Source organism: Novacetimonas cocois (assembly GCF_003311635.1).
In the GTDB taxonomy this organism is placed as follows: Bacteria; Pseudomonadota; Alphaproteobacteria; order Acetobacterales; family Acetobacteraceae; genus Novacetimonas; species Novacetimonas cocois.
Genome location: NZ_QEXL01000002.1, coordinates 18101 through 36483, shown reverse-complemented (window position 1 = coordinate 36483; position 18383 = coordinate 18101). Strand labels below are relative to the sequence as shown.

The window sequence follows — 18383 nt, the reverse complement described above, 5'->3', positions numbered from 1 at the left end:
TTTTTCATTTATATGTGATGACAGTGTGTTTGCGTTGTCCGGTCGGCATCGCTTTCATGCGCAGGGGGGTGTGGCCGTATGTGGCCGCATGATCTAGGATCGTCCCTGTATAACGTCAGGTTATTGTAAAGACAGGAAGAGAGCATTGTCCCCGGACGAGATTGTCGATCCCTCGGTTGCCCCTTCCGACCAGTTCAGGCGCTTCATCATCCATGTCGGCATCCCGGTCGCCGGGGTGCTGATGGTCATTGCGGTCATCGCCGGCGTCGGCTGGCATTCCTATCGCACGGTCCGCAATGGTGCGCTCAGCCTGACGCGCAGCCTGCTGCAGAGCCAGCAGGAATATGTCAGTAACGAAGTCACGAATTTCCTGGCGCCAGCCTCCGCCGGCGCGGTGATTGCCCGCGACATGCTCCAGCATGGCAATCCGTCGGTGGAAGACAAGATCTTCTATGGCTACAGCGGCAGCATGCTGCGCAACGTGCCGCAGATCCAGTCCTATTACCTTGCCGACAGCGACGGCAATTTCAGCCTTGTCCAGCGCGGTCCCGACGGCAAGGGGCTGGAGCAGATCACCCTGCAGAACAAGGGAACGCCGGACGCGGTGTTCATCCACCACATCCTTGACGATCAGGGAAAGCTCCTCCGGGAGGAGAAGACAAAGGCCAACGGTTACGACCCGCGCCTGCATGTATGGTACCAGCAGGCGGTCAAGGCCGGAAAGATGGTGTGGACATCGCCCTATATCGTCGAAGTCACCAAGCAGATGGCGATTTCGGCGGGGATGCCCTACACCACCGCGAATGGCAAGACCTATGTCTATGCCATCAACATGTCGCTCAGCCACCTGACGGATTTCCTCGACGCGCTGAAAATCGGGCAGAGCGGGCACGGCATCCTGCTGGACCAGACGGGACACGTGCTTGCCGGGCACAAGATGCATGAAATCGAGATCGCCGCCCATGGCGATCCGGAAAAGATGCTTCTCGATCCCAAATACTATCCCGTCATGAGCAAGGCGTTCGACGAATACCGTGTCCACAGCTATGGCACGCGCGCCATCAAGGCGGGTGGGCAGAACTATATCACGATGCTGTCCCCGGTGCCGCTGGCATCGCAGAACTGGGTCCTGATGCTTGTCGCGCCGGAAAGCGACTTTGCCCAGTTCGCCAAGGCGGACGGCCGGCAGAACCTGTTCTTTGCCTTCCTGGTCGTGGTCATGTCCTCCCTCCTCGCGGTGCTGCTGTTCAGGCAGGGACGCAAGACCGAGCATGTCCAGCACCAGCTCGAACGCTTCCGCGCGATTTCCAGCTATGAAAGCCATTCGCTGCAGACGGTTGCGTCCTATCCCGAACTGTTCAATCCGTCCGATGATGCACTGATCCTGACGGAAAGCCTGGCTGACCTGTCGCAGGCGCGTCGCGCGGGGATCTGGCGCATCCTGCATGACGGCGCCACGCTGATGTGCATCGATTCCTATGACCGTCAGCAGGACGCCCATTCCGGTGGCTTCGAACTTTCCACCAGTGAACTGAAGACATTCTTCGACGCGGTTTCCCACGGGGACTCCCTGCTGGCGGCCGATGCGTCGCAGGACCAGCGCACCGCCAATTTCTATCGCCTCTACATGCGTTCGATGGGAAGCCACAGCCTGTTCCTTGGCCCCATCCTCGGCGCGAATGGCCCGGTCGGGGTTATCACGCTGGAGGACGCGCCACAGGCACAGACGGTCACGCATTTCGTTGACATGATTGCCGGCATCGCGGCGACCCGCTTTTCCGCCCAGCATTATTCCGCGGTCGAAGCGGCGCGCGCCGAACTGGCTGACAATGAACGGGTGCAGGAAGAGGCGCCGGATCCAAGCCAGGGCTTCCTTCTGCCCCCGGGTTCGCTGCAGGTGGAAGGCGCCAAGGCACCGGAGACGGACCCCAGCCAGATGGATGGTTTCTATCCCGCCGTGGCGATCATGGTCATCAGCCTGTCCGACATGATCCTGACGGCGCAGAACGATCCGTCGGAAAACCTGAAGCTGATCGATGAAATGTCGCAGCAGCTTCAGCAGATCGCGGAACATTACGGGCTGTATTCCATCCGCATGCTGGGCCATCGGCTGGTATGCGTGGCCGGATGTTCCAAGGTGCCGGACAAGACGGCACCGCAACGGATCGCCAATGCGGCCCTGTCGATGCGCGAAGTGACGATGTCGATGCTGGCGAAGGCCGATCTGGACCCCATCTTCCGCATCGGCATCGATGTCGGTCCGGTCTTTGGCGGCCTGCTGGGGCAGAACCCGCGGGTGTTCAACCTGTGGGGCGACGCGATGGGCATGGCCGAGCTGATGGCGCAGGGCGCGCCGGATGCGGGCACCATCCAGGTGACGGAAGAGATGTATCTCAGCCTGCGTCAGTCGTTCCTGTTCCGTGAACGCGGACGCTTCTTCGTTCCGGGGCTTGGACTGACACGTACCTACGTGCTGGCCGGACGGCGATGACCCAGAACGATCCCCCTACGAAAGATGTGCCGGCGGGTCCGCCCGCCGCGCCTCCGCCGGAGGAGGCCGCGCCGGCCGGTACCGTCGTCACTTCCACGCAGGAGGCCCCGCCGCTTGTGCGGCTGATGGTGCGCGTCGCGCCGTGGCTTGCGGCGATAGGCCGGTTCGCGCGGCATCAGGTGCGCTTTACCCTGATGCTGATCGGCGCGGGGTGGGGCACCTTCCGCGAAAGCATGCGCCCCAATTCGTGGCGCAGGCCGGTTGTCCATGAATTCCGCGTCTGTCTGCGGCAGGTCCTCAGCGGCGGGCTGATCAGCACGGTCGTCACCGCAACGCTGGCGGGACTGATGGTCGTGTCGCAGGCCGCGTACTGGCTGGGTTTTGCCGGCATGGCGCAGATGACGGGGTCCATCCTTGTATCCGTGCTGGTGCGTGAAATCACGCCCATCCTGGTGGGGATCATCCTGCTTGGCCGCAGCGGCATGCTGTCGCTTACGGAAATCGGGCTGATGGTCCTCAATGGGGAGGTCCGGGCGCTTCAGGCACGCGGGCTCGATCCGTTCCTTACGCTGGTGATGCCGCGGACGTTTGCCTTTACGCTGGGCGGTTTCGCGCTCGGGATGATCTTCGCGCTGGTCTCGCTGCTGATGGGATTTGTCGTTGCGCATGCGAATGGCGCCATCACGTCGTCCGTCTGGACCTTCTTCTTCAACGTGCTGGGGGCGATGACAACGTGGGATTACCTTATCATTCCCCTCAAATTCCTGCTGGTCGGGTTCTTCGTCGGGCTGGGCTCGTGCATTTCCGGCCTGACTGTCAGCAGCAATGATACGATCGCGACATTGATGCCGCGTGGTTTCGCCCGTGGCATCATGCTCATCATGGTGGTCAACATCCTGTTCATGCTGGATTTCTGACAATGGTGGCAAACGCACCCCTTCTGGAAATGCGCGAGGTTGTCCCCTCGTTCGAGGAAACGGGCCTGATGCCCGCCCCGTATGATTTCCGGCTGATGCCTGGCGACTGCGCGATTATCGAATGTCGTGATTCCGGCCGTGCCGCGATGTTCGCCGACCTGTGTTCGGGCATGGTGTCCCTGTCGCAGGGGACGTGCCGTTTCATGGGGCTGGAATGGAACACCCTTGCGGACCGGCAGCTCAATGCCCTGCGTGGCCGGATCGGCCGCATCCCGCGCGCGGGGGGATGGGTGAACATGCTAGGCACCCATATCAACATCATGATGCAGCAGCTGTATCACACCACCGACAGTTTCGAGGACGTGGTCGCCAACGCAACGCAGCTGGGGGAAGCCTTCGGTTTTCCCGGCCTGCCGATCAGTACGCCCGATCGCCTGTCCACCGCCGATCTGGCGCGCGCGGCCTGTGTGCGTGCCTTCATGGGGCGGCCTGACCTCCTTGTTCTGGAGGACATATCCGATATGCTGCCATCGGAAATGGTGCTGCCGTTTCTCGAGGCGCTGACCGCGGCGCGTGACCGGGGATGCGGCGTGGTGTGGCTGACGCGGCATACCTCATCATGGAGCGTCTATCGCAAGGCGGTGAACATTCATATGCGCCTTCTCGACGAAGGTCTTTTCCCCATGCGGGTGATATAATGGCACAGAAACAACAATCCTATGGAATCCGTCAGCTTGTCCGTGTCCGCTATGCGGATGAATGGGTTGGTGTTCTTGTCCTCTTTTCGCTGCTGATCCTGTTTGGCGCGGTGCTGGAGGCGGGCGTCCTGCGCAACTGGCTGACGCCGGCGGGAAAGCTGCGGATCGTTCTGCCGGAAAATGGGGTGGGTGGCCTGTCGGTCGGCGATAACCTGGAGGTCATGGGCATCCATGCCGGCACGGTGCGCCGCGTGCGGATCAATCCGTCGGGCGGGATGTATGCGATTGCCGAAGTCGATCCCGACATCGAACCCTATATCCGTCGCGACAGCACGGCGGTAATCCGGCGGCAGTTCGTGGTGGCGGGCGCAAGCTACATCGATATCTCCCGCGGCACGGGGGAGAAGCTGAACTGGAGCTATGCCGTCCTGAACGCCACCAACGCGCCCAATCCGGCAGATACGATCACCCAGACCTTTGCCGATATCCGCGCGCGCATCATGCCGGTGCTGGACAATGCCCAGCACATGATGGCGACGATGGATGCCACGATTTCCGACATGCATGCGGGCAAGGGATCGATTGGCCGCCTGATGACGAATGATGAACTGATCCGTCAGGCGGAAGGGGCGATCACCACCCTGAACGCCACGATCTCTCAGCTGACCCCGATCGAAGGGCAGCTGTCCGAAGTCATGAAGAAGGCCGATGCCAGCATGGCCAATGTACAGAAAGCAACGGGCGACCTGCGCGCTGCCTCGCCCCAGCTGCCGGGCATCACGAAGAACCTGAACGAAACCAGCCAGCAGCTGCCGGTCCTTCTGGTGCAGGCGCAGTCGACCGCGCACAGCCTGCAGCAGCTGGTGGATCAGCTGCGTGGACTATGGATACTGGGTGGTCACGGCACGCCGACCAAGACTCATGGGCGACTGTCGCCGCAGAAGGTGCAGCCGTGATGCGGGCGGGCTATCTGGCGTCAGCGGCACTCTTGGTCCTGCTGGCCGGTTGCGGGGGGGGCTCCAGCGTGCAGGCCCCGACCGATGGCACCCTGTCGCAGGACATGGATACCGGGCGCGACGCGGTGGATATGGACCGCCTGTCGGTGGCGGAGGGGCAGTATCGCGCGGCGGGCGTGCGGGCGCTGGCGCGTGATGACGTGACCGCCATCGGGGATGCCGGCTATAACCTTGCCGTCGTGCAGCTGGATGAAAACCGGATGCAGGACGCGCTGTCCACCATTGCCTCCACGCGTGCGGCGCTGTCGGTGCGCGGCGCGAAAACGGATGATACCGGGCTTGACCTTGTTCAGGCGGGCGCCCTTTACCGGCTCGGCCGCCTTGACGAGGCCGCAACCAGCGCAAGTGCGGCCTCCAGCGCCAGCGATCCCGTCATTGTGGAAAAGGCGCAGCTTCTGGCAGGCATCATTGCCGATGCCCGTGGCGACAGGACGACCCTTGACAGTGTCGCGTCCTATTTCGCCAAGCTGCCCAGGACATCAGGCTGGGCGATGCTGGCGGATGGGCAGGAAATCGCGGCGCGCCAGCTTCTGGTGGATGGGGGCGACGCCCAGAGCGCGTATCAGGACGCGATGCAGGCGGTTTCCGCACGGCAGACGCATGTTGAATATCGTGACATGGCGCGGGGGCTGAGTGTTGCGGCGCGTGCCGCAAGCCGCCTTGGCAATGCGGCGCAGGCAGCCGACCTGTACATGCGCGCCAGCCAGAGCGCGCAGAAAGAGGGCGACACGCAGAACGCCGATACGTGGCGCAAGCTGGCAGGTTCCGCCAGCATGCCCGACCCGTTCGCAACACCTGATGCGGACAGCACGGGCGCGACAAAAACCACTGCCAAAAAATAAGGGATGGGACCGGCCCGTTTCGTGACGGGCCGGAACCGGATCAGGGCGCAGGGACCTCGACCGCGGAATGGCGGTTCACCAGCGCGGCACTTGCCGCGTTGAGGCCGATAATGTCCACGCCCATCCCGTGCTGGCGCATTTTTTCCACCACGTTTTCCAGCGCACCGACGGCGGTGATGTCCCAGAAATGGGCGTCAGTCAGGTCGATGCGGATCTGGCGCGCGCTGTCATGCAGGTCGAACGCGTCGGTAAAGCTGTCGGCGGAGGCAAAGAAGACCTGCCCCGTGACGATATAGGTGCGCGTGTCATGGGCGGCATCGTAGGTGCTGGTGATGTTGAGCATGCGCGACACCTGAAAGGCAAAGAACACCCCATTGAGCAGCACGCCAGCCACCACGCCGGCGGCAAGGTCATGGGTGCTGACAACCACCGCGACCGTCAGGAGCATGACCGCGCTGGACAGGCGCGGATGATGCGTCAGGTCGCGCAGGGACGACCAGGAGAACGTGCTGGCCGATACCATGATCATGATCGCCACCAGTGCCGCCACCGGCACCTGCGCCACCCAGGGCCGCAGCGCCACCATCAGCAGCAGCAGGAAGGCGCCCGCCACGAAGGTCGACAGCCGGCCCCGTCCGCCATAGCGCAGGTTGCCGACCGTCTGTCCGATCATGCCGCATCCCGCGATGCCTCCGAACAGCCCCACGGCAATGTTGGCAATTCCCAGCCCCGTACATTCCATGCGCTTGTTGCTATGGGTTTCGGTGATGTCATCAACGACGCTGGCGGTCATCATGGATTCCAGCACCCCGACCGTCGCCATGGCGAGGGCATAGGGCGCGATGATCGCAAGCGTGGCACTGCTGAACGGGACGGACGGCCAGACAAGATGCGGCAGGCTGTCCGGCAGTCGTCCAAGGTCCGCCACCGTATGCAGGGGCATCGGAATGGCGATGGAAATGATGCTGAGGACAAGGATGCAGATCAGCGGCGATGGAATCGCCGTGAAGAATTTCGGCACGCCATAGATGATCGCAAGTCCCAGCGCGATCATGGCGTAGGTCTGCCACGACACGTGCATCATATGGGGCAGCTGCGCGGAAAAGATCAGGATCGCCAGCGCGTTGACGAATCCTGTCCTGACGGAGCGCGAGACATAGCGCATCAGCACATGCAGTCGCAGCACGCCAAAGATAACCTGAAACACGCCCGCAAGCAGCGTGGCCGCAAGCAGGTACTGGACCCCATGCCCGCGCACCAGTGCTGCCGCCACCAGGGCGACGGACCCGGCGGCACCGGAAATCATGCCCGGCCGGCCACCGGTAAAGGCGATGACGACGCTGATGACAAAGGATGCGTAAAGCCCGACCTCAGGATCGACGCCGGCGACGAAGGAAAATGCAATGACCTCCGGGATCAGCGCAAAGGTCCCCACCATGCCGGCAAGGATATCGCGCCGTATGTTGCCGAACCATTCGTCGCGATAGCGTGTCAGTCCATTCATTCGTTCATGTCCATTGCAGGGCGGGCAGGAAAGGGAACGCGATAACGTCCCCGGCATGGTCAGTCCGTCATCGCGCGCGATGGAGCAGGGATCAGTGGCCCGTGTCCGATATGCTCATGTCCGCGCGGCGCCACCAGCATTGCCGCGCCGGGCGTGGCGCGGGCAGCATCAGGAGCGGATCGCCTTCATAGCGTACGGTATTGGTCGGTGTTTCCTCCAGCGCGATCGCCGCGCAGGTCAGGACGTTTCCATCGGCATGCAGGAACGCGTTCAGCTTTGCCATCATCAGGCAGGCCATCAGTTCCGTGGTGGGATCGCCCGGCGTCACGATGATCCGTTCGGCCCGTTCCGGCTCGTGCGTCCGAAACCACGACAGCAGGGGATCGTCCTCCCCCAGCTGCAACGCATGATCGAGGCAGTTATCGACGAAGTCGTGCCATGTCCCTTTTGCCCGGTGAAAGGGCACGACCATGTTCTGCGTCCCGTCCAGATGGCCCGGGTGGGTCGGGCGCAGCGTCACGCGGACATATTCGTTATGGCCGTGGGGCAGGGCACAGCGTTCGCTTTCGCCCGACAGCAGCCGGTGCGCCATGCAGAAACGGCGGGTAAAGACCAGTTCAAGCATCGGATGACAGTAACCGGAAACGTTCCCATCCGGCACGGCGCAGCTGACAGGCGGGGCAGGTGCCGCATCCATGGCCCCACGCATGCATGACCCCGCGCGTGCCGAGATAGCAGCTGTGACTTTCACGGTTGATGAGGTTCACCAGATCGTCGCCGCCCAGGTCACGCGCCATCTGCCATGTCCGGGCCTTGTCGATCCACATCAGGGGCGTATGCAGCACAAGGCGGCTGGCCATGCCAAGGTTCAGCGTCACCTGAAGCGACTTGATCGTATCATCGCGACAGTCGGGATAGCCGGAATAGTCGGTTTCGCACACGCCGGTGATGATGTGGCGCGCATTGCGCCGCGCCGCGAGGGCTGCGGCAAAGGTCAGGAAAATCAGGTTGCGCCCCGGCACGAATGTCGTGGGCAGGCCATTTTCCCCCATGGTGATTTCCGCCTCGCGCGTCAGCGCGGTATCCGACACCGCCCCCAGCGCATCGAGCGAAAGCGTATGGTCCGGACCAAGCCGCGCGCCCCATTCAGGGTCAAGCCGCGTCATCCCGTCACGCAGCTTTTCACGGCATGACAGTTCGATGCTGTGACGCTGCCCGTAATCAAAGCCAAGGGTTTCCACGTGCGCGAAGCGTGACAGCGCCCATGCCAGGCAGGTGGCTGAATCCTGACCGCCGGAAAAGACGACCAGCGCGGTATCGGGCGAAAGGGCGGAAAGGGTCATGTCAGGGAATCCCGATCAGCTTGTGTGTCTGCAGCGACAGCCGCCATCGCGGGTGGGCCATGCAGTATTCCACGGCGCGCGCCGTATTTGCGACCCGCGCGGGACCGTCCATCGGCTGAAGCCAGTATTGCCTGAAATCCAGCCCCGCCACCTGTTCTGGCATCAGGTCGTCCTGGGGGAACACCAGCTTGAGCTCCTGCCCCGATGTCTGTACCAGCGGTGCGCCCGCCTTGGGGCTGACGCAGATCCAGTCGATCCCGTCCGGCGCGCGCACGGTGCCATTGGTTTCGACCGCGATGGAAAAACCCCGTTCGTGCATCGCCGCGATCAGGGCACTGTCAAGCTGGAGCAGGGGTTCCCCACCCGTAAAGACGACAAAGGCTTCATCGCGTGACGTGGCGGTCCATGCGGCGGCGACGGCATCGGCAAGGGCATCGGCGCTGGCAAAGCGTCCGCCGCCGGGACCGTCCGTGCCGATGAAGTCGGTGTCACAGAACCGGCATATTGCCCCGTCGCGGTCCTCCTCACGCCCCGACCACAGGTTGCATCCCGCGAACCGGCAGAAGACGGCAGCCCGTCCGGCCTGGCCGCCTTCGCCCTGCAGCGTGAGAAATATCTCCTTTACCGTATAGGACATGACGGAACGCGACCTTGTAGGGGCAGTAAAACCATTGCGACGGACAGCAGGCGTGCCTTACACGCCAGAGGTATGCATCCCCAGCCGCTGCAGCAGGCGCATGTCCCGGCTGGCGGCCGGATTGGGGGTCGTCAGCAGTTTTTCACCGTAAAAGATGGAATTCGCCCCGGCGAGGAAGCACAGCGTCTGGGCCTCGTCATTCATGTCCTCCCGCCCGGCGGCAAGGCGCACGCGACTGGTGGGCATGGTGATGCGGGCGGCGGCGATGATGCGCACGAACTCGATGGGATCGACCTCGGCCCCGTCCTTCCGGGCGGCGTCCTTTTTCGCAAGGGGCGTGCCCTCCACGCGGACAAGCATGTTGATGGGCACGCTTTCGGGATGGCGCGGCATGCTGGCCAGCGCGGCGATCAGGCCCGCGCGGTCATTTTCATCCTCGCCCATGCCGACGATCCCGCCACAGCAGACATTGATGCCCGCGTCACGCACGTTCGCCAGCGTATCCAGACGGTCCTGATAGGTACGGGTGCTGATGATCTCCCCATAATATTCGGGGGAGGTGTCTATGTTGTGGTTGTAGTAATCCAGCCCGGCATCACGCAGGCGGTGCGCCTGACTGTTGTCGAGCATCCCCAGCGTGACGCAGGTCTCCATGCCAAGGCTCTTGACGCCCTCGACCATGGCGCACACCGTCTCCAGGTCATGTTCCTTGGGCGAACGCCATGCAGCCCCCATGCAGAACCGCGCGGCGCCGGCGTCGCGGGCGGCGCGGGCTTCCTTCATCACCGCTTCCACCGCCATCAGACGGCTGGCCTTGACGCCGCCATCCTCGTGCATCGCGCTTTGCGGGCAATAGGCGCAGTCCTCGGGACAGCCACCGGTCTTGATCGACAGCAGGGTGGAGATCTGCATTTCCGACGGGTCGAAATGTTCGCGATGGACGCTTTGCGCACGGAACAGCAGTTCGGGGAACGGCAGCGCGATCAGCGCCGCGACCTCGTCACGGGTCCAGTCGGTCCGGATGGGCGACGGCGGAGCCTGCATTGGGGACACATACGGCAGGGAGGCCGCGGTAATGCCATCAGACATCTGACGGGATCCTTGGACGGTTGTGGGATAGGGAAAGCAGCATCTGCCACACAATGCGGTCTTTTGTCACGGACGATGGTCCATGGCGAACAATTTTTGGTGTCCGCCACCACGGGGACAGGCTGACCCTATCCCCATGGTGGCCGCCGCTGGCGCGATCAGTCCAGAATGCGCGCCAGCGTGGTGCCCAGTTCGGCGGGGCTGGCGCTGATGTGGATGCCGGCCGCGCGCATCGCCTCGATCTTGGCGGCGGCGGTTTCATGCCCGCCGGTGATGACCGCGCCCGCATGGCCCATGCGACGGCCCGGCGGCGCGGTGGCCCCGGCGATGAAGCCCACGACCGGCTTTTTCGTGCCGCTGGCGCGGATCAGTTCCGCCCCGTCGATTTCGGATGTGCCGCCGATTTCGCCGATCATGACGATCGAATGGGTGTCGGGATCGGCAATCAGGCGTTCGAGGACGTCGGTGAAATCCATGCCCTTGACCGGGTCGCCGCCAATGCCGACGCAGGTGCTCTGCCCCTGTCCGATGGCGGTCGTCTGGGCCACGGCCTCGTAAGTCAGCGTGCCGGAGCGCGAGACGATGCCCACATGTCCCCGACGGTGGATCGGGCCGGGCATGATGCCGATCTTGCATTCGCCCGGCGTGATGATGCCGGGGCAGTTCGGGCCGATCAGCAGGCTTGACGAACGTTCCAGCGCCATGCGGACCCGCACCATGTCAAGCACCGGGATCCCCTCGGTAATGCAGACGATCAGGGGGATTTCGGCGGCGATCGCCTCCAGTATCGCATCGGCGGCGCCGGCGGGCGGGACGTAGATGACGCTTGCATCGGCGCCCGTCGCCTCGCGCGCCTGCGCCACGGTATCGAACACCGGCAGGCCCAGATGGACCTCACCCCCCTTGCCCGGGGTGACGCCGCCGACCATGCGGGTGCCATAGGCGATGGCCTGTTCCGTATGGAACGTGCCCTGCGCGCCGGTGAAACCCTGCGTAATGACCTTGGTGGAACTGTTGACAAGAATGGACATCAGGCTGCTCCGGCGTTGCGAACGGCGGCAACGATCTTGCGGGCGGCATCGCCCAGGTCGTCGGCGGGAATGATGGTCAGGCCGGATTCGGCAAGGATCGCCTTGCCACGTTCCACGTTGGTGCCGGCAAGACGCACCACCAGCGGCACGCGAAGTCCCGTGTCGCGCGAGGCGGAGACGATTGCCTCGGCGATCACGTCGCAGCGCATGATCCCGCCAAAGATGTTGACCAGGATGCCGCGCACGTTGGGGTCCGACATCAGGATGCGGAAGGCCGCGGCCACGCGCTCCGTCGTGGCGCCACCGCCGACATCAAGGAAGTTGGCGGGTGATTCGCCCTCCATCTTGATGATGTCCATCGTGGCCATCGCAAGGCCCGCGCCATTGACCATGCAGCCGATCGACCCGTCGAGCCCGACATAGGCGAGGCCATGGCGCGCGGCCTCGCGCTCACGCGGGTCCTCCTCATCCTCGTCGCGCAGTTCGACGAGGTGGGGGTGGCGGAACAGGGCGCTGTCGTCGAACGACATCTTCGCATCCAGCGCCAGCAGGTCGCCCGATCCGGTGACGATCAGGGGATTGATCTCCACGATCGCGGCATCGAGGCCGCAGAATGCGTCATAGGCGGCGCGCACGACCTGCTGGAACGCGCGCACGGAACGGCCCTTCAGCCCGAGCTGCACGGCGAGGTCGCGTGACTGGTAATCGCAAAGGCCCAGCGCCGGATCAACTGTCGCCTTGAGGATGCGTTCAGGGTGGGCTGCGGCCACTTCCTCGATTTCCATCCCGCCTTCGGAGGAGGCGATGACCGCGATGCGCCCGCAGCCGCGGTCCACCAGAAGGGACAGGTACAGCTCCCGCGCGATGTCGCAGCCCGATTCGACATAGACCTTGCGCACAACCCTGCCATGCGGTCCTGTCTGTTTCGTAATCAGGGTGCGCTCCAGCATGGCATCGGCGGCGCTGGCGACTTCCTCCGCGTTGCGCGCAAGGCGTACGCCGCCCCTGTCGTCAGGTGCGCCGGCGAAATGTCCGGCGCCGCGACCGCCTGCGTGGATCTGGGCCTTGACCACCGTCAGGGGGGCGGCAAGCTCGCGCGCCGCGCTGACCGCGTCCTTGGCAGAGGTAGCGACACGACCGTCAGGCACGGGCATGCCGAACGAACGCAGCAGCGCCTTGGCCTGATATTCGTGAATGTTCATGTTGCGACCCAATCTGTCGTTTTTCTTGTTGTTGCGAAAAAATGGCGTACACGATCAATACATGGTTTTACAACGATCCATGATACGCGGACTTGGCGTAAGGGCGAAACATGTGCCATGTCGGGCGGCGTAATGACATGTCCCGGTGGGACCGAACGGAGTTTATGCGAGAGTACGGGCGGCGATGAAACACTGGCGCATTGAACAGATGGACTGGGACAGATTCGACCCGTCACGGGTAAATCCCGAGATCGTGCCCCTCGTCAAGGCCGCATCGGTGGTGGAGCGCAATGGCGTCGATTACGCGGCCTATCTGAAGAACGTTTTCGCTGACGATCCGGATTTCAGGCAGGCCGCCGACAGGTGGGCGCATGAGGAGGTGCAGCACGGCGACGCGCTTGGACGCTGGGCGATGCTGGCGGATCCGTCGTGGGATTACGTGGATGCCTTTCACCGGTACCGGCGTTCCTACCAGCTGGATCTGGAGGTCGATACCTCCATCCGTGGATCGCGCACGGGCGAACTGATCGCGCGCTGCATGGTGGAAACCGGGACCTCGTCTTTCTATACCGCGCTGGCCGACGCGACGGACGAACCGGTGCTCAAGGCCGTGTGCAAGCAGATCGCCGCCGACGAATACCGTCATTTCAAGCTGTTTTACGACCACATGCACCGCTATCTCGGACGTGAGAAGCTGGGTGTGTGGCAGCGGACGCGCATCGCGCTGGGCCGCGTGGGCGAAAGCGAGGACGATGAGCTCGCCTCCGCCTTCCATGTGACCAACGATGCGCCGGGGCAGCCCTATGACCATCGCCGCTGTATCGCGGCGTACATGTCGCGGGCGCTCAAGGTCTATCAGCCGCGCCATACCAATCGCGTGACGGGCATGATCCTCAAGACGATCGGCTGGACGCCGCACGGGCGCCTGCATGCCCTGATCGCGCGCGTGTTTTATTATCTTCTGAAATTGCAGCAGAAAAAATTTGCCCGCATTACCGCATCGGCCTGAGGCACGCGGAAAGGGGCACGGAGAAGGCATGACATCAGGTTACAGGCGCAGCCCGTCGCGGGGCATGATCCATGGGATGATCCTGTCCGGCTTCCTCATGGGGGCGGCAGGCGGGATGGAGGCCCGTGCCGACCCGCCCGCGCCATCGGCCGCCCCGGCCCAGCCCACCCAGCCCGCGTCCGCCCAGCCAGCGCCAGCCCAACCGGCATCGGCACAGCCGACACCGCCCCAATCCGCGCCAGCTCAGGCCGCACCAGTCCAGGCGGCGCCAGTCCAGCCTGCCCCGGCCGCTACCACCGGCACCTTGCCGGCCGGCAGCGCGCAGGAGGGCGAACTGGGGGAGGAGGCGCGCGCGGTCCGGCTGCTTGCGGCGCAGATAGGGCTGCGTGCCTTCACCGCCCCGGATTTCCGTCCGGGCAAGGTCCGTCATATCGTCCTGATGCGTTTCCTGCCGACCATTACCGACGCCCAGCGCGCGGAGGTGGTGCGCCGTTTCAAGGCGCTGGCGCAGGTCTCGCGGCGCGATAACGGACAGCAGGTGGTGGCAGGCATCGAAACAGGCGTGCAGATGAGCGGGGAGGGCGCGGATCAGGGGTTTGACCAGGCCTTCGTCATGACCTTCAATTCGGAAGGGGACCGCAACTATTATGTCGGCCGGCCGGTTGTCACGGACCCCGCCTATTTCGATCCGGCGCATGAGGCGTTCAAGAAATTCGCGGCCCCCTATATCATCAGCGTTCTGGTATTCGATTATGAACTGCCCACGCCCCAGCCGCAGCATGCCCGCCACGCGTCGGCCCCACGGCCCGGCCTGACGCAGCAGCAGGGATAGATAACGTTCCCTTTGTCACCATCCGGTGGCAGGGGAGGAATAAGACATGTCGGGTTTCGGGAGTGTCGCGCTTGTATCGATCATGTGCGCCTGTCAGGAACGCACCCGTCAGAATGGAGAATTCTCATGACATCGGTCACGCTTGGACACCTGGACGAAACACTGCATGAGGCGACGGCCGCTGCGGTCGCGCGCGTGCTGGAGGCCTATGAGCTGGAAATCGAATACGTGCCGGGCACCCGCGACGCGCTGATGGGGCACATGCGCAATGGCGACATCGACCTGTTCGTGTCGGCGTGGCTGCCAGACGTGGATGGCGCCTATCTCGATTCCTCGCTGGGGATGGAGCCGCTGGGCGATCTGTATCGTCCTGAATTCGGCTGGTACCTGCCCACCAGCGCCGCCACGGGCCTGACCTCCATCGCGGAACTGGCGTCCGAAGTGCATGACGTCAACCGCGAGATCGTGGCTGCGCAGTCCACGCTGGACCGTGTGCGTCAGGGGGTCGTGGCCTATAACCTGACCGAACATGGCTTCACCATCGCCGCACGCCCGGATGAGGAGGCGATGGAATACGCGATTCAGGCCGTCGGAACGGGCGATCCCGCCATCCTGGCGCTGTGGCAGCCGAACTTCCTGCATTATGGCAGTACGAACCTGACGTCGCTGGCCGATCCCAAGGGGGCGCTGGGCCCGGCACAGACGGCGCGGATGCTGGTGCGCAGCGCCGTGCGGCCGGACCTTGATTCCGACATGCTCGATGAACTTGACGAACTGACGCTCGGCAACAAGGTGGTCAGCGCGCTGGACCATGCCATGCGCATGGACGGCATGAGCGCCGATGCCGCTGCCGAGGCGTGGCAGCGTGGCAAGCTCCTGCCGCGCTGAGGGTCTGATGGAAACGACAGGCAGCGGCGTCGGCGGCGATGTCCGTGACGGGGGGCTTGCCGCACAGTACGAGGCCTACCCCTATCCGGAGCGCGACCCGCGCGAGGAGAAGAAGCGGCTGCTGATCGGCAGTCCCAGCCACCTGCGCGAAATCGATTACTGGGTATTCGGCGCGACGCGTCCGCGTTCCTGTCCGCTGCGCGCGCTGGTGGCGGGCTGCGGCACGGGCGACGGGGCCATCATGCTGGCCACCCATATGTCGCGCGAGGGACGGCCGGGCGAGGTCCTGTGTGTCGATCGTTCGGAACATGCCCTGCGCATCGCGCGCGAACGTGCGCAGGCGCGGGGGCTGGAGAATATCCGTTTCATCCCCGGGGACCTGACGCGGCTGGATGCGCTGGATCTGGGCGTGTTCGATTACATCGACTGCTGCGGAGTGCTGCATCACCTGCCCGATCCGGATGCCGCCCTGTCCGGCCTGACGGCGATGCTTGCGCCCGATGGGGGGATGGGCCTGATGGTCTATGCCCCCTATGGCCGCACGGGCGTCTATATGCTGCAGGATGCGCTGGCCCGCCTGGCCCCGCTGGATGATCCCCCGGCGCGTCGGCTGGACGTGGCGCGTCGCGTCATGCGGCACCTGCCCGCGACGGCGTGGCTGCGGCAGAACGCGAATTTCGGCGATCACCTGACGGGCGGTGACGCGGGGCTGTATGACCTGCTGCTGAACCCGCGCGATCGCGCCTATGACGTGACCGCGCTGTTTGGCCTGCTGGACCGTGCCGGCCTGTCGGTGGCGTGCCTGATGGAACCGCTGCGTTACGATCCGGCGCTGCTGCTGGCGGACCCACGCCTGCGCGCGCGGATCAGGGACCTGCCCGAACGTCAGCGTGCCGCCGTGGCGGAGGATGTGGCAGGCAACATGGCGACGCACGTGGTCTATGTCACGCGCGCCGGTGCGCCGGTGCAGCGCGCGGATCCGATGGCGCCTGATTCGGTGCCGGTCATGCGTGAAATCCCCGGCGTCGAACTGGCGAAACAGATCACGCCGGACGACCGTCTGCCCTTCGCCTTCGGCACGCTGGTCGTGCCCGTCGCGGTTCCGCCGCAGACGCGCGGCTTCCTGCCCCTGATCGATGGGGAACGCACGGTGGCCGATCTTGCGGCCATCATGGAACCGCGCGGGATTTCCGCCGCGCGTTTCGCCACCATCTGGCGCACGATGTTCACGACCCTGTCGGGGCTGAACCGGGTGCTGCTGCGCGCCCCGCGCTGATGCCGCGATCCCCGCGCCTGCCGATCGTCATTTTCGGGGCGCGGGTCCGTCCGGACGCCACCCCGTCGCGGACGCTGCGCCACAGGCTGAAGGCAGCGGCAGCTTTTGCGCGGAAAGCGGCAGCTTTTGCGCGGAAATGTGAAAATCCGCTCCTGATCCCGACCGGGGCCGCGCGGGACGGCCTGCCGTCGGAGGCACGGGTCATGGCCGACCTGCTGCTCGCCGGGGGCGTCGCGCCCAGTGACATCGTGATGGAGGAAACGGCCCGCGACACCCTGGATTCGATCCGGGCCTGTTCGCGGCTGCTGCGTGACAGGGGACATGTGGGGCCGGTGGCCATCGCCACGAGTGCCTATCACCTGCCGCGCTGCATGGTACTCATGTTCCTTGCGGGGTGGAAGGTCATCCCCGTTCCGCCACCGCCCCATCCCGCAGCCCGGTCCCTGCCGCGTCGCTGGTTCTGGCGCCTGCGCGAGGTGGCGGCCCTGCCGTGGGACGCGCTGCTGATGGTGGCGCGGCGCGGACATCACCGGGCATCGCGTGATTGACATGTGGGGCCTCGTGCCGTCATCACCACGGGGATTTTTTTGAACATGTGGATCCGGACGAGATAACCATGCCTGTGCAAGCCTTTATTTTCCCCGGTCAGGGAAGCCAGTCCGTCGGAATGGGACGCGACCTGGCCGAAGCCTTCGCCCCCGCGCGCGAAGTTTTCCAGGAAGTTGACGATGCGCTGGGCCAGCACCTGTCGAAGGTGATGTTCGAAGGCCCGGCCGAGGACCTGACCCGCACGGAAAACACCCAGCCCGCGCTGATGGCCGTCTCCCTCGCGGTGCTGCGTGTGCTGGAGCGCGAGGGCGGGGTCGACCTGCGTTCGGAGGTCGCGCTGGTGGCGGGGCATTCCCTGGGGGAATATTCCGCGCTGGCGGCGGTGGGGTCATTCGGCCTGACGCAGACGGCACGCCTGCTGCGGCTGCGTGGTCAGGCCATGCAGAAGGCGGTTCCGGTGGGCAAGGGCGGCATGGCGGCCCTGATCGGCGTGGATCTGGAGCAGGCGCGCGCCATCTGCGAGGAAGCGGCCATCGTGCGGGAGGAAGGCCAGCCCGACCGGCGCGAGGTCATCGAGATTGCCAATGACAATGGCGGCGGACAGGTGGTGGTGGCGGGCGAACTGCCCGCGATCGAACGTGCGATCGCGATTGCCAAGGCGCGCAAGGTCAAGCGGGCGCTGGCATTGCCTGTTTCCGCGCCATTTCATTGTTCCATGATGGAACCCGCAGCCGAGGCGATGCGTGAAGCGCTGGCGCGCGAGGACATCCGGCCGCCGGTGATCCCCGTTGTCGCCAACGTGACGGCGGCGAAGGTCACGGACCCCGCGACCATTCGCGACCTGCTGGTGCGGCAGGTGACGGGCACCGTGCGCTGGCGCGAAAGCGTGGAGGCGATGGTCGGCATGGGCGTGGACAGTTTTGTGGAGATCGGGGCGGGTAAGGTCCTGTCGGGCCTCGTGCGCCGCATCAACGGCGACGTGGCGACGCGTTCGGTGGGGACCCCGGCCGATATCGAGGCTTTTCTGGCCGCGCGCTGATGCGCCGTGGCTTGCGGTGG

At 64.5% G+C, this 18383-nt stretch carries 18 protein-coding genes; 11 read left to right on the top strand and 7 right to left on the bottom strand.

The genetic code is table 11. The annotated features are described in order from the left end of the window. The first annotated feature begins 145 nt into the window (after positions 1-145). The 5 genes from NJLHNGOC_RS01870 to NJLHNGOC_RS01850 are packed head-to-tail and all read left to right on the top strand — an operon-like array spanning position 146 to position 5964. Positions 146-2491: an adenylate/guanylate cyclase domain-containing protein gene (locus NJLHNGOC_RS01870; protein ID WP_113594850.1), complete on the top strand. Its 2346-nt coding sequence runs from the start codon at positions 146-148 to the stop codon at positions 2489-2491. Next, entirely contained in the window at positions 2488-3408 is a 921-nt protein-coding gene (locus NJLHNGOC_RS01865) for an MlaE family ABC transporter permease (protein ID WP_113594849.1), read from the top strand. Before NJLHNGOC_RS01870 ends, NJLHNGOC_RS01865 begins: the two co-directional genes overlap by 4 nt. Positions 3409-3410: 2 nt before the next feature. After that, the gene (locus tag NJLHNGOC_RS01860; RefSeq protein WP_113594848.1) at positions 3411-4106 is read left to right on the top strand and encodes an ABC transporter ATP-binding protein; all 696 of its coding nucleotides are present in this window, start codon (positions 3411-3413) and stop codon (positions 4104-4106) included. Then, on the top strand, positions 4106-5062 hold the full coding sequence (locus NJLHNGOC_RS01855; RefSeq protein WP_113594847.1) for an MlaD family protein: 957 nt from the start codon (positions 4106-4108) through the stop codon (positions 5060-5062). Before NJLHNGOC_RS01860 ends, NJLHNGOC_RS01855 begins: the two co-directional genes overlap by 1 nt. Beyond that, complete coding sequence (locus NJLHNGOC_RS01850; protein WP_113594846.1) at positions 5062-5964, top strand: hypothetical protein; 903 nt, start codon at positions 5062-5064, stop codon at positions 5962-5964. The genes NJLHNGOC_RS01855 and NJLHNGOC_RS01850 overlap by 1 nt, the downstream gene beginning before the upstream one ends. A gap of 40 nt (positions 5965-6004) precedes the next feature. Here NJLHNGOC_RS01850 and NJLHNGOC_RS01845 read toward each other — a convergent pair whose 3' ends face one another. The 7 genes from NJLHNGOC_RS01845 to sucC all read right to left on the bottom strand — a co-directional run bounded on the left by NJLHNGOC_RS01845 (position 6005) and on the right by sucC (position 12770). Beyond that, complete coding sequence (locus tag NJLHNGOC_RS01845; RefSeq protein ID WP_113594845.1) at positions 6005-7468, bottom strand: SulP family inorganic anion transporter; 1464 nt, start codon at positions 7466-7468, stop codon at positions 6005-6007. A 91-nt stretch (positions 7469-7559) separates the two neighbouring features. Further along, the gene (locus NJLHNGOC_RS01840; RefSeq protein ID WP_113594844.1) at positions 7560-8093 is read right to left on the bottom strand and encodes a 6-pyruvoyl trahydropterin synthase family protein; all 534 of its coding nucleotides are present in this window, start codon (positions 8091-8093) and stop codon (positions 7560-7562) included. Next, on the bottom strand, positions 8086-8811 hold the full coding sequence (queC, locus tag NJLHNGOC_RS01835; RefSeq protein WP_113594843.1) for a 7-cyano-7-deazaguanine synthase QueC: 726 nt from the start codon (positions 8809-8811) through the stop codon (positions 8086-8088). The genes NJLHNGOC_RS01840 and queC overlap by 8 nt, the downstream gene beginning before the upstream one ends. Position 8812: 1 nt before the next feature. Next, positions 8813-9448 (bottom strand): 7-carboxy-7-deazaguanine synthase, encoded by a 636-nt coding sequence (gene queE, locus NJLHNGOC_RS01830; RefSeq protein WP_113594842.1) that lies wholly within the window; start codon positions 9446-9448, stop codon positions 8813-8815. A 57-nt stretch (positions 9449-9505) separates the two neighbouring features. After that, a complete protein-coding gene (bioB, locus tag NJLHNGOC_RS01825; protein WP_165837820.1) occupies positions 9506-10537 on the bottom strand; it encodes a biotin synthase BioB in 1032 nt (343 codons plus the stop codon). 158 nt (positions 10538-10695) lie between these two features. After that, positions 10696-11568 carry a succinate--CoA ligase subunit alpha gene (sucD, locus tag NJLHNGOC_RS01820; RefSeq protein ID WP_113594841.1) on the bottom strand — a complete coding sequence of 291 codons (873 nt, stop codon included), beginning with the start codon at positions 11566-11568 and terminating at the stop codon, positions 10696-10698. Beyond that, complete coding sequence (gene sucC, locus NJLHNGOC_RS01815) at positions 11568-12770, bottom strand: ADP-forming succinate--CoA ligase subunit beta (protein ID WP_113594840.1); 1203 nt, start codon at positions 12768-12770, stop codon at positions 11568-11570. The genes sucD and sucC overlap by 1 nt, the downstream gene beginning before the upstream one ends. A gap of 184 nt (positions 12771-12954) precedes the next feature. Here sucC and NJLHNGOC_RS01810 point away from each other — a divergent pair, with 184 nt between their 5' ends. The 6 genes from NJLHNGOC_RS01810 to fabD all read left to right on the top strand — a co-directional run bounded on the left by NJLHNGOC_RS01810 (position 12955) and on the right by fabD (position 18363). Then, on the top strand, positions 12955-13779 hold the full coding sequence (locus NJLHNGOC_RS01810; protein WP_113594839.1) for a ferritin-like domain-containing protein: 825 nt from the start codon (positions 12955-12957) through the stop codon (positions 13777-13779). Between the two features lie 28 nt (positions 13780-13807). Continuing rightward, entirely contained in the window at positions 13808-14611 is an 804-nt protein-coding gene (locus NJLHNGOC_RS01805; protein ID WP_239021263.1) for a Dabb family protein, read from the top strand. Between the two features lie 126 nt (positions 14612-14737). Further along, a complete protein-coding gene (locus NJLHNGOC_RS01800) occupies positions 14738-15499 on the top strand; it encodes a glycine betaine ABC transporter substrate-binding protein (protein WP_113594838.1) in 762 nt (253 codons plus the stop codon). A 7-nt stretch (positions 15500-15506) separates the two neighbouring features. After that, positions 15507-16775, top strand: a complete 1269-nt coding sequence (locus tag NJLHNGOC_RS01795) for a class I SAM-dependent methyltransferase (RefSeq protein ID WP_239021262.1) — start codon at positions 15507-15509, stop codon at positions 16773-16775. Continuing rightward, positions 16775-17323, top strand: coding sequence for a YdcF family protein (locus NJLHNGOC_RS01790; protein ID WP_113594836.1), 549 nt, complete (start codon positions 16775-16777; stop codon positions 17321-17323). The genes NJLHNGOC_RS01795 and NJLHNGOC_RS01790 overlap by 1 nt, the downstream gene beginning before the upstream one ends. Before the next feature lie 68 nt (positions 17324-17391). Further along, complete coding sequence (gene fabD / locus NJLHNGOC_RS01785) at positions 17392-18363, top strand: ACP S-malonyltransferase (RefSeq protein ID WP_113594835.1); 972 nt, start codon at positions 17392-17394, stop codon at positions 18361-18363. The last annotated feature ends 20 nt before the right edge of the window (positions 18364-18383 follow it).